This is a genomic window from Amycolatopsis sp. 505 (assembly GCF_031625235.1).
In the GTDB taxonomy this organism is placed as follows: Bacteria; Actinomycetota; Actinomycetes; order Mycobacteriales; family Pseudonocardiaceae; genus Amycolatopsis.
The window spans coordinates 438,833-453,893 of record NZ_JACKQP010000007.1 but is presented as its reverse complement, the minus strand read 5'-3'; the positions used below and the strand labels follow the sequence as shown (position 1 = coordinate 453,893).

At 72.9% G+C, this 15,061-nt stretch carries 15 protein-coding genes and 1 pseudogene; 5 read left to right on the top strand and 11 right to left on the bottom strand.

Translation table 11 applies throughout. The features are described 5' to 3' along the window. Positions 1-31: 31 nt before the first annotated feature. The 3 genes from H5965_RS27085 to H5965_RS27075 form a co-directional block, all read right to left on the bottom strand. Positions 32-2,041, bottom strand: coding sequence for a glycosyl transferase (locus tag H5965_RS27085; RefSeq protein WP_310973053.1), 2,010 nt, complete (start codon positions 2,039-2,041; stop codon positions 32-34). A 76-nt stretch (positions 2,042-2,117) separates the two neighbouring features. Beyond that, positions 2,118-2,903, bottom strand: coding sequence for an IclR family transcriptional regulator (locus H5965_RS27080; RefSeq protein ID WP_310973052.1), 786 nt, complete (start codon positions 2,901-2,903; stop codon positions 2,118-2,120). Between the two features lie 50 nt (positions 2,904-2,953). After that, positions 2,954-3,544, bottom strand: a complete 591-nt coding sequence (locus H5965_RS27075) for a TetR/AcrR family transcriptional regulator (RefSeq protein ID WP_310973051.1) — start codon at positions 3,542-3,544, stop codon at positions 2,954-2,956. An 86-nt stretch (positions 3,545-3,630) separates the two neighbouring features. Between H5965_RS27075 and H5965_RS27070 the strand changes: the two are divergent. The 4 genes and pseudogenes from H5965_RS27070 to H5965_RS27055 all read left to right on the top strand — a co-directional run. Further along, positions 3,631-4,524, top strand: a pseudogene (locus H5965_RS27070) (oxygenase MpaB family protein); the annotation flags it as partial. A 95-nt stretch (positions 4,525-4,619) separates the two neighbouring features. Next, positions 4,620-5,645: an LLM class F420-dependent oxidoreductase gene (locus tag H5965_RS27065; RefSeq protein WP_310973050.1), complete on the top strand. Its 1,026-nt coding sequence runs from the start codon at positions 4,620-4,622 to the stop codon at positions 5,643-5,645. A gap of 119 nt (positions 5,646-5,764) precedes the next feature. After that, positions 5,765-7,078, top strand: coding sequence for an MFS transporter (locus H5965_RS27060; protein WP_310973049.1), 1,314 nt, complete (start codon positions 5,765-5,767; stop codon positions 7,076-7,078). Next, positions 7,065-8,480 carry an aminotransferase class V-fold PLP-dependent enzyme gene (locus H5965_RS27055; RefSeq protein WP_310973048.1) on the top strand — a complete coding sequence of 472 codons (1,416 nt, stop codon included), beginning with the start codon at positions 7,065-7,067 and terminating at the stop codon, positions 8,478-8,480. The genes H5965_RS27060 and H5965_RS27055 overlap by 14 nt, the downstream gene beginning before the upstream one ends. A 280-nt stretch (positions 8,481-8,760) precedes the next feature. On the opposite strand, the gene H5965_RS27050 is transcribed toward H5965_RS27055, so the two are convergent. The 4 genes from H5965_RS27050 to H5965_RS27035 are packed head-to-tail and all read right to left on the bottom strand — an operon-like array spanning position 8,761 to position 11,884. Then, complete coding sequence (locus H5965_RS27050; RefSeq protein ID WP_310973047.1) at positions 8,761-9,033, bottom strand: DUF6295 family protein; 273 nt, start codon at positions 9,031-9,033, stop codon at positions 8,761-8,763. 12 nt (positions 9,034-9,045) lie between these two features. Beyond that, a complete protein-coding gene (locus H5965_RS27045; RefSeq protein WP_310973046.1) occupies positions 9,046-9,786 on the bottom strand; it encodes a dienelactone hydrolase family protein in 741 nt (246 codons plus the stop codon). Further along, the gene (locus H5965_RS27040) at positions 9,783-11,453 is read right to left on the bottom strand and encodes an MFS transporter (protein ID WP_310973045.1); all 1,671 of its coding nucleotides are present in this window, start codon (positions 11,451-11,453) and stop codon (positions 9,783-9,785) included. Before H5965_RS27040 ends, H5965_RS27045 begins: the two co-directional genes overlap by 4 nt. After that, a complete protein-coding gene (locus H5965_RS27035) occupies positions 11,450-11,884 on the bottom strand; it encodes a MarR family transcriptional regulator (RefSeq protein ID WP_310973044.1) in 435 nt (144 codons plus the stop codon). Before H5965_RS27035 ends, H5965_RS27040 begins: the two co-directional genes overlap by 4 nt. Before the next feature lie 131 nt (positions 11,885-12,015). Between H5965_RS27035 and H5965_RS27030 the strand changes: the two genes are divergently transcribed. Continuing rightward, on the top strand, positions 12,016-12,312 hold the full coding sequence (locus H5965_RS27030; RefSeq protein ID WP_310973043.1) for a hypothetical protein: 297 nt from the start codon (positions 12,016-12,018) through the stop codon (positions 12,310-12,312). 18 nt (positions 12,313-12,330) lie between these two features. Here the strand turns inward: H5965_RS27030 and H5965_RS27025 are convergent, their stop codons facing one another. From H5965_RS27025 to mrf, 4 genes are read right to left on the bottom strand one after another with little or no spacing between them, the layout of a single operon-like run. Beyond that, entirely contained in the window at positions 12,331-13,380 is a 1,050-nt protein-coding gene (locus H5965_RS27025; RefSeq protein WP_310973042.1) for a GTP-binding protein, read from the bottom strand. Continuing rightward, positions 13,377-13,529, bottom strand: coding sequence for a 50S ribosomal protein L32 (rpmF, locus tag H5965_RS27020; RefSeq protein WP_310973041.1), 153 nt, complete (start codon positions 13,527-13,529; stop codon positions 13,377-13,379). Before rpmF ends, H5965_RS27025 begins: the two co-directional genes overlap by 4 nt. Further along, positions 13,529-13,783 carry a type B 50S ribosomal protein L31 gene (locus H5965_RS27015; RefSeq protein ID WP_310973040.1) on the bottom strand — a complete coding sequence of 85 codons (255 nt, stop codon included), beginning with the start codon at positions 13,781-13,783 and terminating at the stop codon, positions 13,529-13,531. The genes rpmF and H5965_RS27015 overlap by 1 nt, the downstream gene beginning before the upstream one ends. Continuing rightward, positions 13,780-15,024 carry a ribosome hibernation factor-recruiting GTPase MRF gene (gene mrf / locus H5965_RS27010; protein WP_310973039.1) on the bottom strand — a complete coding sequence of 415 codons (1,245 nt, stop codon included), beginning with the start codon at positions 15,022-15,024 and terminating at the stop codon, positions 13,780-13,782. Before mrf ends, H5965_RS27015 begins: the two co-directional genes overlap by 4 nt. Positions 15,025-15,061: the final 37 nt, after the last annotated feature.

Here is a 15,061-nt window from a genome sequence, read left to right as displayed (position 1 = left end):
GCAGCGCGGTCCCCTGCCCCATGCCCGGAACCTACCGGGTCTGGGGGAGGAGCCCGGGCGGCGCGAACAGCGGGTAGGTGACGAGCACGCCGCCGGCGGTGCGGACGACCGAGGCGGGCCGGAAGAGGTCGCGCTGGCCGGCGTAGAAGGCGGCGGTTTCGTCTTCGCGGCTCCGGAGCAGCACCCGGCGGCGCGGCTGCCCGGCGGCGTCCTCACCGGGGATTCCGGGGAAGGCCGCGACGTCGACGGGCTGGATGGCGGCGAGCGCGGCGATCGTCGCGATGAGCCGCGGATCGGCACAGCCGTCCCGCAACACGGCGGCGGCCCCGGGGGCCAGGGTGATCCGGGCGGACGCGGCCAGTGCTTCGCCGGCGTGGGCCCGGGCGGACGTTTCCGGCGGAGCGGCGGGATCGGGCGGCGGCAGACCCAGCCGCCAGACGGTGACCCGCGTGCCACCGTCGCCGAAGACGGCGGTGGGGCCGGCGCCGACGAGGGCGCCGTCCAGGGCGGGGTAGTGCTGCCGGAGGGAGGTGGCATCGCTGCCGAAGACGGCCCACTCGGCGGGCGGGCAGGCGACGGAGCAGGAGGCGGGCGGGGCGAGCAGGCCGGTCGGCCAGCCGCTGTCGGCGAGTTCGGCCCAGGCGGCGTCGTCGACGAGGAGCCGGGAGCCGGAAGCGTTGGCGTGCAACCACTCCCGGGCGGAGGAGAGGGGACTGCCACGGTCGACGGCAGGCCGGAGGGCGGGATAGCCGACGCTCCAGCTGACGCCGAGCGCGACGACGAGCACGCCGGCGGCGAGGACGGGAACAGCCCGCCGCCGGACGGCACGGCCGTGCCGAGGCACGGCGGCGGGAGAAGTTTCGGGCCGGTTTGTGTGCTCGGGGTGGGTGGTGTGGGCGAGGGCGGCCGATGGGGCATCGGCTTGGCCGGGCGAGATTGCGGCTTCGCGATGTGGAATGTGCGGTGTGGAGGCGGCCGGTGGAGCTTCGGCTTGGCCGGGTCGGCTTGCGGCTTCGCGGTGCGAGGGGTGCGGTGCGGGGGCGGCCGATGCGGTCCGAAGAAGGCGGTCCGCCCGGCCGTGGCGGGCCGGGGCGCGGTGGCGGGTTGCTGCCTGTGCCACTCCCGCCAGCAGCACCGGGGTCACCGGCACCAGCAACGCCAGCACCGCCGTGTCCGGCACCCCCGGCACGAGCAGCGTCGCCGCCAGCATCGACCCCGTCGCCGCCAGCGGGCGCATCGCCCGGACCGCCATCGCCGCCGCCAGGGCGGCCAGCGACAGCGCCACCCACACCGGGTCCAGCGCCGCCCAGTCGGCCACCGACGGGCGGGTCGCCGCCGCCAGGTGGGGCCGCAGCACCGAGGCTGCCGGGCCGAACGCGATGCCCAGCCCCAAGTTGAGCAGCACCACCACCAGCGCCGCCCGCGCCGGCGCCCGTCGCACCAGGAGCCAGCCCGCCGCCGGCAGGAAGAACAGCGCCAACGGGGACGTCAGCACCGCCGCCAGCAGGCACGCCGCCGCCGCGATGTCGTGGCGGATGCGGGCCCGGCGACGCGTGATCAGGACCAGCGCCCCCAGCGCCCACGCCGCCGCCAGGTGCTCCACCACGACCAGGCGCTGCAACCCCAGCGCCAGCGGGGAGGCCGCCGGCAGCAGGACCGCCGCCGCCGCGGCCCAGCGGGTCAAGCCGAGGCGGCGGGCCAGCAGCCACGTCAGCACCGCGATGGCCAGCGCCGCGACCAGCACCGTCTCGCGGACCGCGGCCAGCGCCGTGGCCGAGCGGCCGAAGGCGTCCGAGACCATCGTGGCCGCCGCCAGCTGCAGCCAGCCGAAGGGGCTCACCCCCGCTCCGCCCGCGTCGGCGAACGACGTCAGGTTGCCGAGCGCGTAGGCGTGGGCGACGGTCGCCGCCTCCGTGGGCAGGGCCGGCTCGGGCGCGGCGAGGTAGAGGACGCGCAGGCCGCCGGCCAGCGCCAGCAGCGCGAGCACGATGTCGAGCGACAGCAACCGGTGCGCGGCGGGGACCGGGCGGTGCTGGACCATTGCACGGATCGTAGCGGGTGCCGCGAAGCCGGGACCACGGACCGGTCGGTCGCCGGAAAACCGTTGCCCGGCAAAGTTATCTTCGACTGTCCGCAGTGGAGCCGGAGAGCGTCCGGGTCAGCGCGAGCGCGACCGTCCGGACGGCCGGGGCGACCCGTTCGGTCCGCATCCGGTTGGCCCAGCCGGAGATCGACACCGCCGCCACCGCGACCCCGCCGGCGTCCAGCAGCGGACTCGCCGCGCACACCACGCCGACGCCGGATTCCTCGCGCTCCAAGGCGATCCCGTCCTCCCGGACGCGGGTGAGCTGACGGCGGAGCAGGCCGGGTGCGGTGATCGTCCGCGCGCTCATCCGCGGCAGCCCGGCTTCGATCACCTGGTTCACCACCGCTTCCGGGGAGAACGCCAGGATCGCCTTGCCGACGCCGGTGGCGTGCGCGGGGAACCGGCCGCCGATGCGCGAGGGCAGCGTCGGCGCGTCCGGGCCGCGCAGCACGTCGAGGTACACCACTTCGGTGCCTTCGAGGATCGCCAGGTGGACCGTGTTCCGGGTGGCTTCGCGCAGGTCGGCCAGGTACGGCCGCGCGGCCTCGACCAGCCCGCGCCGCGGCGAGGCGAGCTGGCCGATCTCGAACAGGCGCAGCCCGAGCCGCACCGCGCCGGCGTCGCGTTCGAGCAGGCCGGTCTCGGTCAGGTGGCCGACGAGCCGGTGCACGGTCGTCTTCGCCAGCCCGGTCCGGCGGGCCAGCTCGGAGACGCCGAGCGTCTCGTCACCCGGCCGGAAGGCTTCCAGGAGCGCGGCGAGCCGGGCCGCGACCAGGCCGTCGCCGCTCACGCCGTCGTTCCGCCCAGCGGTACGCATGGGTTGAGTGTGCCCGATCGGCCACGCGAGTGTCAGCAGCAGGAGGTGGGTCAGTGACCGTCGGCGCCGAGGACGAGTTTCACGCAGTGGGCGACGAGCCGCTCACGCGAAACCTTCAGCGAGCCGTCGAGGTAGGCGATGAACACGTTGCTCAGCGCGCCGACCAGCCCGACGGCGACCATCCGGCGTTCGGTCTCGTCGCCGTGGGACAGCTGCTCGCCGACGAGGGCGGCGAACACCGGCAGCAGGTGCAGGCCGCGGCGGGTCAGCGCGGGGTCGGTCAGCGGTGCGAGCAGCAGGACCCGGCCCTTGCGCGGGTCGTCGACGATCAGCTCGACGAACGCCCGCACGGCGTGCTCCGCGCGCGACACGGGCGTGGGCGCGTCCCGCACCGCGTCGACGAGCGCCTGCCGCGCCTCTTCGCCGACGTGCTCGTACACGGCCGCGACGAGCTCTTCGCGGTCGGCGAAGCTTTCGTAGAAGTAGCGCTCGGTCAGCTTGGCCTGCCGGCACACCGCGCGGACGCTCGTCCCGGCCGAGCCTTCGGTGCCCAGCAGCTCCAGGCCGGCGGCCACCAGCTGCTCGCGCCGGAGCGCCTTCCGGTCGTCCAGCGTCGTGCCCGCCCAGGTCCGGCCCGGCATCACAGCTCCTCGGTTGACTACAACTGTTGTCAGATCCTAGCCTGACAACAGCCGTAGTCAGTTTCGACGCGACGAGGAGTGTGCCGATGACCCCCGAACCACTGGGTCCCGACTCGCTGACCTGGAAGTACTTCGGCGACTGGCGGGGCCTGCTCATCGGCCTGTGGGCCGGCTCCATGCAGAACATGCACCCCGGCCTCGGCGCCGGCGTCGAGCAGCACTCGCGGTTCTTCGAAGAGCGCTGGCAGCGGCTGTTCCGCTCGCTCTACCCGATCGGCGGCGTGGTCTACGACGGCCCGCGCGCCCACGCGACCGCCCTGGAAGTCCGCGGCTACCACGACCGCATCAAGGGCGTCGACGCGAAGGGCCGCCGCTACCACGCGCTCGACCCCGGCACCTACTACTGGGCGCACGCGACCTTCTTCGTCAGCACCATCCTCATCGCCGACCACTTCATGGGCGGCATCGGCGAAACCGGGAAGCGGCAGCTGTTCGACGAGCACGTCCGCTGGTGGCGGATGTACGACCTGACCATGCGGCCGGTGCCGGAGAGCTGGGAGGACTTCCAGCGCTACTGGAAGCACATGTGCACCGAGGTCCTCGAGGACAACAAGGCCACCCGGGACGTGCTCGACATCCGCGGGCTCGGCAAACCGCCGTTCCTGCCCTGGCTGCCGGACGCGCTGTGGCGGCCGGCCCAGCGGGTGATCGCGCGCAACTTCGTCTGGCTCACGATCGGCCTGTACGACCGCGAGGTCCGCGATCTGCTCGGCTTCCGCTGGACCGAGCGCGACGCCCGGCGGCACCGGCGGTTCGGCAAGCTGGTCAATGCCGCCTTCAAGCTGGTCCCGCACGACCGCCGCTACCACCCGCGAGCCCGGGCCGGGTGGCGCCGCGAGCGCGGAGAGGTGGCTCCGGACGCGCCCTTGGTCGAGACTCCACCCAGGAACCTGCCGCCATGGACCGCTGTTGGGGGTCCAGGGGGCTCGCCCCCGGCCGGGTCCGGGGCTGGGCCCCGGAAACAATTGCGCGGGGCAAGCCCGAGCACTACGCGCCGAACGTCTAGGAGGCATTCGTGAAGCTGGGATTCCACGTCGGGTACTGGCAGAGCGGCCCGACCCCGGGTGCGCTGGAAGCCGTCCTCAAGGCCGAGGCGCTCGGCTTCGACTCGGTGTGGACGGCGGAGGCGTACGGCTCGGACGCCTTCACGCCGCTGGCCTGGTACGGCGCTTCCACCAGCCGCATCCGGCTCGGCACGAACATCGTCCAGATGGCCGCGCGGACCCCGACGGCGACGGCGATGAGCGCGCTGACCCTCGACCACCTCTCCGGCGGCCGGATGGTGCTCGGGCTCGGCGCGTCCGGCCCGCAGGTCGTCGAGGGCTGGTACGGCCAGCCGTACCCGAAACCCCTGGCGAGGACGCGCGAGTACGTCGACATCGTCCGGCAGGTGATCGCCCGCGAGGCGCCGGTGACCCTCGACGGCGAGCACTTCCAGCTGCCGTACCGGGGCGGCACCGGGCTCGGCAAGCCGCTGAAGCCGACCGTGCACCCGCTGCGCAAGGACATCCCGATCCACCTGGCGGCCGAAGGCCCGAAGAACGTCGCCCTCGCGGCGGAGATCGCCGACGGCTGGCTGCCGCTGTTCTTCTCGCCCAAGAGCAACGACTTCTACAAGGCCGCGCTCGAAGAAGGCTTCTCGCGGCCGGGCGCGCGGCACACCTTCGACACGTTCGAGGTGCCCTGCTCGCTGCCGGTGATCGTGCACGACGACGTCGAGGAGGCGGCGAGCTGGATCAAGCCGTCGCTGGCGTTGTACATCGGCGGGATGGGCGCCAAGAGCGTCAACTTCCACCACGACGTCTACGCGCGGCTCGGCTACGGCGACGTCGCCGACGAGGTCCAGGAGCTTTTCCTCGCCGGGCGCAAGGAGGAGGCGGCCGCCGCGATCCCGACGTCGCTGGTGGAGGACACCTCGCTGATCGGGCCGCCGGAGAAGATCCGCGAAGAGCTGAAGGCCTGGGAGGACACCGTGGTCACCCAGCTGCTGCTGCGCGGGGACGCCGCGACGCTGGAGAAGATCGCCCGCGCCCTGGGCTGACCGGCGGGTCGCTCCGTGCGCCAGGTCACGACGATGGCACGATTCCCCTCGACCCCTACCGGGTGTCCGCCGAGATCGAATACTCATGCGGGCACCCGGTAAGCCATTCGAGGAGGACCATGGCGACGCTGTCCGGCCGGACGAGGTTCCGCTATTCGCTCGGCTCCTTCGTCACCGGGTCCTTCGGCACGGTCCCGGGCCTGGTCCTGGTGAAGTACCTGACCGACACGATGGCCGTGCCCGCGGGCTGGGCGGCGGCGATCGTGTTCGTGCCCAAGGCCTGGGACGTGCTGTTCAACCCGATCGCGGGCCGGCTGTCCGACGCCGACCTGCTCAAGACCGGCAGCCGGCGGCGCTTCCTGCTGATCGGCGGCATCGGCGTGGCGATCCTGTTCGCGGCGATGTTCGCCCACCCCGGCTTCGGCGACCCGCTGCCGGACGCGCTGTACGTGGCGATCACGTTCGCCGCCTGCGCCACGGCGTACGCGCTGTTCCAGGTGCCGTTCAACGCGCTGCCCGCCGAGCTGACCGAGTCGGCGGCCGAGCGCACGAAGCTCACCAGCGTCCGGATCGGCGTGCTGGCCGTGACGATCCTGGTCTGCGGCGGCGGCGCCCCGGCGATCACCGCCGGGATCGAGGGGGTCGCCGGCTACCGGATCATGGCCGTGGTGATCGGGCTGATCGTGCTGGCCGCGACGCTGCTGGTCTACTTCGGTCTCAAGGACGCGCCGGTCGGCTCGCTGCGGCCGAACACGGTGAACCTGAAGGAGCTCGTCCGCACGCTCGCCGGCTGGCGGCCGTTCCGCTGGCTGCTCGGCACGTACTTCATCCAGGCGCTCGGCATCGGCACGGTGCTCGCCGCCATCCCGTTCTTCGCCCAGCGCATCCTCGGCGACGACGCCTACGGCACGATCCTGTTCGTCATCTTCGTCGGCCCGGCGCTGGTCACCATGCCGCTGTGGCCGCGGCTGGGCGAGCGGGTCGGCAAGCTCAACGGCTTCCGCCTGGCGACGGCGGCGTTCGCGGTCGGGCTGCTGGGGCTGGTGTTCGCCCAGTCGATCCCGCTGGTCGTCTCGTTCGTCTTCGTGGCGCTCTGCGGCGTCGGGTACGCCGGGATCTCGGTGTTCCCGCTGGCGATCCTGCCGGACCTGATCACCGCCGAAGAGGACCGCACCGGCGAGACCCGCGCGGGGATCGCGGCGGGCGTGTGGACCGCGGGGGAGACCCTCGGCCTGGCCTTCGGCGGCGGGCTCTGGGCGCTGATCCTGGCGTTCGGCGGGTACGTGTCCAGCACGGACGCCACGGCGTTCCAGCCGCACAGCGCGATCGTGGCCATCCTCGTCGGCGCGTCGGTCATCCCGGGCGTGCTGATCGCGCTGGCCCTGCCGCTGCTGCGGCGTTCGGTCCTGGAGCCGCGGCATGAGCCGGCCTGAGGACGTCCTCGCGCGGCTGCGCGAGCTGCGCGCGGGCGACCTGCCGACGCACGGCGGCCGGACCCTGGCCTACGTCTACGACAGCGGGCTGTCCGAAGTGGACTCCCTGGGCGCGGCGGCGCACGCGCTGGCGTCGTCGGCCAACGGCCTGGACCCGACGGCGTTCCCCAGCCTGCTGAAGATGGAGAACGACCTCGTCGCCGCGGCGGCCGCGCTGCTCGGCTCGGTGCCGGGAGTGGTCGGCTCGGTGACCTCCGGCGGGACCGAATCGTGCCTGCTGGCGGTGCTGGCGGCCCGGGACGCGCACCCCGCGGTGGCCGCGCCTTCGATCGTGCTCCCGACCACCGCGCACGCGGCGTTCCACAAGGCGGCCCACCTGTTCGGGCTGCGGCGCATCGACGTCCCGGTCGACCCGGTGACCTTCCGCGCCGACCCGGCGGCGATGGCCGCGGCGATCGACGACTCGACGGTCCTGGTCGTGGCGAGCGCGCCGTCGTACGCCCACGGCGTGCTCGATCCGATCGCCCCGATCGCGGCCGCGGCGCTCGAGCGCGGCGTCCGGATGCACGTCGACGCCTGCATCGGCGGCTGGGTCCTGCCGTACTTCGCCCAGCTCGGCGCGGACGTCCCGCCGTTCGACTTCCGCGTCCCCGGCGTCACGAGCATCTCGGTGGACCTGCACAAGTACGCGTACTGCCCGAAAGGGACGTCGGTGCTGCTGCACGCTTCGGCGGAGCTGCGGCGCACCCACTACTTCGCGAGCGCGGCCTGGCCGGGCTACACGATGCTGAACACGACGATCCAGAGCACCCGCTCGGGCGGCCCGCTGGCGGCGGCGTGGGCGGTGGTGCACCACCTCGGTGCCGAGGGCTACCTGAAGCTGGCTTCGGCCGCGCGCGAGGCGACTGCGTGGATCCGCTCGGGTATCGCGGAGGTGCCGGGCCTGCGGGTGCTGGGCGACCCGGTGTCGACCCTGATCGCGTTCACCGGCGAGGACGGCTTCGACCTGTTCACGGTGGCCGACGAGATGAAGGCGCGTGGCTGGTACGTCCAGCCGCAGTTCGCTCACCTGGCGTCGCCGCCGAACCTGCACCTGACGGTGACGGCGGCGAACCACGGCAGCGAGAAGGAGTTCCTGACCGACCTGGCCGCGGCGGTGGCCGCGGCGCGGGCCGCCGGACCGGTGGTCGTGGACCCCGCCGTCGCCGAGTTCGTGGCGGCCCTCGACCCGGCGACGTTGACGTCGGAGCAGTTCGCGGGCCTCCTCGCCGCGGCCGGCCTCGGCGGTGGTGCGGGCCTGCCGGACCGGATGGCGCCGATCAACGCGCTCCTCGCCACGGCACCGGCGCCGTTGCGGGAGCGGCTGCTGCTGGAATTCCTGGGCGCGCTCTACACCCCGTAGGAGGCTGTCGGCATGAACGCCGTGCTCGCCAGCCGCATCGCGGTCTGCGGGACGCTGGCCGGATCGGGTCTCACCTACCTGTTCGGCCGTCTCACCGCGCGGCGGGCGGAGAGACCAGCCCGCAGAGGGTGATCTCCCTATGGCTGCTGCGGCAGCGGGACCCGGAAGCGGACCGGAGCGGGGCCGCGGCCGACCACGCCCGGTTCGCGCTCCGGCTGCTCACCGAGGATCCTGACCTCCTCCGCCTCGCCGACTCGGCGTTTTCCGGTGAGCCGCGGCTTCACTGGTTCCGCGAAGCCAGCCCGGCGGGCGCCGACTTGACGGCGGCGTGGATCGCGTCCGCCAGGGCCAGGGCGTCCTCTTCGGTCAGCTCCACGGCCACCCGCGCCGAAGCGCCCAAGGCCGGGTTGCGGAAGTCGATGTTCACCGTGTGCGCGTACGGGGCGTGGACCGGGTGGTCGACGTACACCGTGCCCTCGCTCAACCGGAACCAGCCGCGGGCGCCCTTGCCGCTGCCTTCGAGCGCGAACTTCTCCGTCAGGTAAGTGCACATGCGCGGGTCCTCTCAGGCGGTGAGCGTGCGGGCGTAGAAGTCCAGAATCCGTTCCCAGCCGTCCTTGGCGGCTTCGGGGCGGTAGCTCGGGCGGTCGACGGCGAAGAACGCGTGGCCGGCGTCCGCGTAGGTGTGGAACTCGTGTTCCTTGCCGTGCTTCTCCAGCTCCGCCGCCAGCACGGCCACCTCGTCGGAACTCGGGAACTGGTCATCCGCGCCGAAGATGCCCAGCAGCGGGCAGGACAGCTGCGGCGTCAGGCCGAGCAGCGGCTTCATCTGCTTCAGCGTCTCCGGCGGGTCGTTGACGACGAACGCGCCGTAGCAGTCCACCGCCGCGTCGAGGTCCAGGGAGCAGGCCGACAGGAATGCGTGGCGGCCACCCGAACAGTGCCCGATGACACCGATGCGGCCGTTCGCGTTCTCCAGCGCGCGCAGGTAGTCCGCCGCGCCCGAGACGTCGCCGACCAGGCGGTCGTCGGGGACGCCGCCCGCCGCGCGGACCGTTGCCGCCGCGTCGTCGGGGTCCGCGCCCGGTGCCTCTCGCGTGTACAAGTTCGGGCAGAGCGCGTTGTAGCCCTCGACGGCGAAGCGGCGCACCATCTCCTTCGTCGGTCCGTCGTAGCCGGGCAGGTGGTGGATCACCACGACGCCGCCGCGCGGGGTGTCGTCGGTCGGTTTGGCCAGGTACGCCTCGAGTTCGTCGCCGCCGTGGCCGGTGATGGTGACGGTCCCGGCGATGATCTCGTCGGTCATCGGGTCTCCTTCGCTCGTTCGGGGGTGTGGACGAACTTCGCGCCGCGGGAAGCGGAAGCGATCGCGGCGACGACGGCCATCGCCGCGGCCGCGGTGAACACGACCACCAGGCCGTGGTGGAACGGCCCGGACACCAGCTGCGGGAAGAACGAGCCGCCGGTGAGGGTGGCCCGGTCGGCCGGCGCGAGCCCGGCCAGGACGTCCGGGCCGAGCAGGTGCCCGACCGGGTTGCTGCCGAGGAACGCGGCGAACAGCGTGCTCACCGGCGGCAGCTGGGCGACGCCGTCGGCGACCGGGGCCGGGACGCCGTGGGCCTGCAGCCCGCCGGTCAGCGTCTGCGGCAGCGACGCCGCCAGCCCGGCGATCATCAGCGAGAAGAACACGCCGATCGACAGCGACGTCCCGGAGTTCTGGAACGTCGCCCGCATGCCGGAGGCGACGCCGCGCTGCTCGGTCGGGACGCTGCTCATGATCGCCGAGGTGTTGGGCGCGGCGAACATGCCCTGGCCGATGCCGCTCAGCACGAGCAGCGCCGCGAACGCCGGGTACGGGAAGTCCACCGGCAGGGCCAGCAGGCCGAGGAACGCCGCGGCGACCAGGAGCAGGCCGCCGGTGGCCAGCGGCCGGGCACCGAAGCGGTCGGACAGGTACCCGGACACCGGACCGGCGATCAGGAACCCGACGGTCAGCGGCAGCAGGTGGATGCCCGCCCACAGCGGCGTCTGCTCGTAGTCGTAGCCGTGCAGGGGCAGCCAGATCCCCTGCAGCCAGATGATGAGCATGAACTGCATGCCACCACGCGCGACCGAAGTCAGCAACGCGGCGATGTTGCCGGCGGCGAACGCGCGGATCCGGAACAGGCCGAGCTGGAACATCGGCGCGGCGACGCGCGTCTCGATGACGCCGAACAGCAGGAGCAGCAGGACACCGGCGCCGATCCCGCCGAGCACCCACGGGTTGCCCCAGCCGGTGGCCGCGCCGCCGTGGGGCTGGATGCCGTAGGTGATCGCGGCCAGCACCAGCGCGGTCCCGGCCGCGAACGTGACGTTGCCGCCCCAGTCGACTTTCGCCCGCTGCGGTGTCCCGACTTCGCGGAGGCTGCGGATCGACCAGATCGTGCCGAGCAGGCCGAACGGGACGCTGACCCAGAACACCGCGCGCCAGTCGATCTCGGCCAGGAGCCCGCCGACGACCAGGCCGAGGAACTGCCCGGCGAGCGCGGTGATCTGGTTGACGCCCAGCGCCATCCCGCGCTGTTCGGCGGGGAAGGCGTCGGTGAGGATGGCCGCCGAGTTCGCCGTCAGCATCGACCCGCCGACGGCCTGCACGACCCGCCAGCCGATCAGCCAGAGCGCCCCGGCGCCGGCGTGGAACGGGTCGAAGGACAGGGCGACCGACGCGGCGCTGAACACGACGAAGCCGATGTTGTACATCTTGACCCGGCCGAACATGTCGCCGAGCCGCCCCAGTGTCACCACCAGCACGGCCTGCACCAGCAGGTAGCCGAGGATCATCCAGAGCAGGTAGCCGATGTTGCCCGCGGCGAGCGGGTCGAGCCCGATGCCGCGGAAGATCGCCGGCAGCGAGATGATGACGATCGAGCCGTCGAGCGCGGACATCAGCACGCCGAGCGTGGTGTTCGACAGCGCGACCCACTTGTAGCTCACAGCTCGTCCGCCAGCCGCTCGATCAGCGGGATGGCCGCGATCAGCTCGCGCTGCTCGGCCGCGGTGAACTTCCCGGCGAGCGCGGCCGCCATCCGCCGGGTGGTCTGCGACCGCCGGTCGGTGAGCAGCTTGACGCCGGTTTCGGTGACCGACATGAGGACCTTGCGGCCGTCGGAGTCGTCCTTGCGCCGCTCGACGAGCCCCCGCTCGACCAGCCCGGCCAGGGTGACGCCCATGGCCTGCGGTTTGACGCGTTCGAGGTCAGCCAGGCAGCCCGGGGTGGCCGGGCCGTCGCGGTCGAGCCGGGACAGGACCGAGCGTTCGGGCAGGGTCGGTTCGCCGGCGACGTAGCTCTGGCGCAGCCGCCGGACCAGCCGGCCGAGCGCGACGCGCAGGTCGGCGCTCGCCTGGAGGAGCTCCTCGTCCGTCACGATCGTCAACCTAGACTGATAAACCTGGGTTGATCAACTCGGACTTCGGCGCCGCTATCGGGTGAGCCGGGAGGTTTCGCCGCGGTTCCGGTGTTACCGTCCGAAATGGACACACCCCGGAAGGACCGCCGATGACCACCCTGCACGTCGAGCACGCCGGCCACGACCACGTCCACCGCGAAGGCTGCGGCCACGCGACGATCCCGCACGGCGACCACGTGGACTACGTGCACGAGGGCCACCTGCACCGCGCCCACGACGGCCACTTCGACGAGTGCGAAATCACCGGCCACGTCCCGCACACGGGCCACGACCACACCCACGGCGACGGCTGCGGCCACATGGCGGTCCCGCACGGCGACCACGTCGACTACGTCCACGACGGCCACCGCCACGCCGTCCACGAGGACCACTACGACGACCACTGAACCCCGGAGCTCGCCGGTTCAGTGCAGGTGGACCGGCTCCCACTCCGGGAAGAGGTCCGGCCCGGTCGCGTCGCCGAGGCAGCCGTCCAGGGCGGCGAGCAGAGCCTCCCCGGCGAGGTCGACGCCGATGAACACCAGCTCCTGCCGCGGCCCGGCCGCCACGCCCTGGGGCTCGAAGCGCGCCACCGTGCCCGCCTGGGACCACAGACCGGTCACCCCGGGCCGGGACGCCAGCGTGAAGAACCCCTTCGACCGCAGCACCGTCCCGAACTCGCCGGAATCCAGCCGCCGGGCCACGAAGTCCCACAGCGCCGCCGGGTCGAACGCGCGAGAAGCGCGGAACACCACGCTGGAGATGCCGTACTCCTCGGTCTCCGGCACGTGGTCGCCGTTCAGCTCGGCCACCCAGCCCGGCGCCTCCTGCGCCCGGACGGCGTCGTACCGGCCCGTCCCGAACACCCGCTCGAGCGGCACCTTCCCGAAGCGGCCCGTGACGACGTCGGCGGCCGGGTTCAGCCGCCGCAGGACCGCCACGAGCCGGTCGACGTTTGGGGTCAGGTCCGTCTTGTTCAGCAGCAGGACGTCGGCGAACTCGATCTGGTCCACCAGCAGGTCGCTCACCGTCCGCTCGTCCCCGGCGTACTGGTCGAGCCGGCGCTCCGCCAGGGAGTCGCCGGCCGCCAGCTCGCGGGCGAAGTTCGCCGCGTCCACCACCGTCACCATCGTGTCGAGGTGCGCGACCTCCTCCAGGAAGGTGAACGTCGCCGCGACCGGCATCGGCTCGGAGATGCCGCTCGACTCGATCAGCACGTGGTCGAAGCGGTCGTCCGCGCACAGCCCCGCGACCTCTTCCAGGAGGTCCTCCCGCAGGGTGCAGCAGATGCACCCGTTGGTCAGTTCGACCAGCCGCTCCTGCGAGCGGACCAGTGCGGCGTCGATGTTCACTTCGCTCATGTCGTTGACGATCACCGCGACCCGCAGGCCCGCCCGGCCGGCCAGGATGTGGTTGAGCAGCGTCGTCTTGCCCGCGCCGAGGAACCCGGACAGGACGGTGACCGGAACGCTCACTGCCCGTGCAAGTGCTTCATCAGCCGGCGCGGGACCAGCCGCACCGTGCCGTCGACCGTGATCGGCACCAGATCCGGCACGGCGGCCTTCCACCGCGACCGCCGGGACCGGGTGTTGCTGCGCGACGTCTTCCGTTTGGGGACGGCCATCAGCGCGTGCCTCGCTTCCCGTAGCGGCGGTGGAACTTCTCGACCTGGCCGGCGCTGTCCATGATCCGCTGGGTGCCGGTCCAGAACGGGTGCGACCACGCGCTGATGTCGACCACGACCAGCGGGTAGGTGCGGCCGTCGGACCACTCGATCGTCTTGTCGGAGGTGATCGTGGAGCGGGTCAGGAACGCGTCCCCGGTGGCCGAGTCCTTGAACACCACGGGGTGGTAGTCGGGGTGGATTCCGGTCTTCATCGTTCTTCCTTCCGGTTCGCCGCGGAGTGCCGCGCGGGGTCGGGTTCGGCGTCCTCGCACGGTTCCTCGTGCCAGCCGCCGAACGGGTCGGGGTAGTGCGCCCAGGCTTCCGGCCCGGCCGCGAGCTCTTCGTCGGTCAGTAGAGCGCCGCGCAGGGCCGCGTCGATCTCGTCCGGCGTTGTCTGGTCCGTCACCACGACGAGTTCCTGAGCGCGGTCGCCGTGCACCGGGTCCCAGCGCAGGGACGCCAGCGTCCGCCGCTCGGGGGAGACATCCGTCCACTTCGGACCATCCGGCGACGCGAGCCACGGCCCGGCGTGACCGAGGCCCAGCCCGCCGCCGGCCGACTCGATCCAGAACGCGACATCGGGCTGGCTGGCCACCCACGCGCGCCCGCGGGTGCGGACGACGCCGTCGAGCAGCACGTCGAGGGCCTCGTGCAGGCGCGCGGGGTGGAACGGCCGCCGCGCGGTGAAGGTCAGCAGGGCGATGCCGCAGTCGTCGTGCCACGGCGGTTCGCCGCGCAGCAGCGCGCCGTGCATGTCGGTCACCTCGCCGCGGCGGGCGTTCGCCGGGACGGCGTCGAGCACGCCCGCGCCGTCGATCCGGGCCAGCTCGACCCGGGGGATCGACGGCGCCACCCGGTCGAGCACCGCGGACGCCTTCGCGGCGCTCCACGCGTCGGTGGCCGCGCCGGCCAGCACCAGGACGTCGGCGAACTCCACCTGGGCCAGCGCGACCTGGGCGACCGTCCGCTCGTCCTCGGGGCTGCCCTGCAGGTTCCGGTCGGCCAGCTCGTCGTCGCCGGTCGCGTCGGCGAGCCAGGTCGCGCAGTCGACGACGGTCAGGACGGCCCGCAGGTCGACGTCCTCGCTCACCGGGTGGTCGCCGACCAGGACGTTCCGGATCGCCCAGCTCACCGGCTCCGGCTCCATCGCCTCGTCGAGCCGGACGACGATCCGGGTCACCTCCGGGCGCCGGGCCAGCCGCCGCAGCAGCGGGAGCAGGTCCTCCCGCAGGGTGCAGGACACGCAGCCGTGGGCCAGTTCGAGCACGGTCAGCTCGTCGCGCTCGCCCAGCCGCAGCCGGCGGCGGACGACGCCGGAGTGGATCTCGCGCAGGTCGTGGTGGACGACGGCGGTGCCGGGCCCGGCCGCGCGCAGCAGCTCGGCGAGCGCGGCGTTCGGCCCGGCGACCAGACCGCTCACGAGGACGAGCGGGACGCGGGGGTGGTGGGTCACAGGTGCTCCAGGAATGCGGGCGGGGTACGGTGCGCTA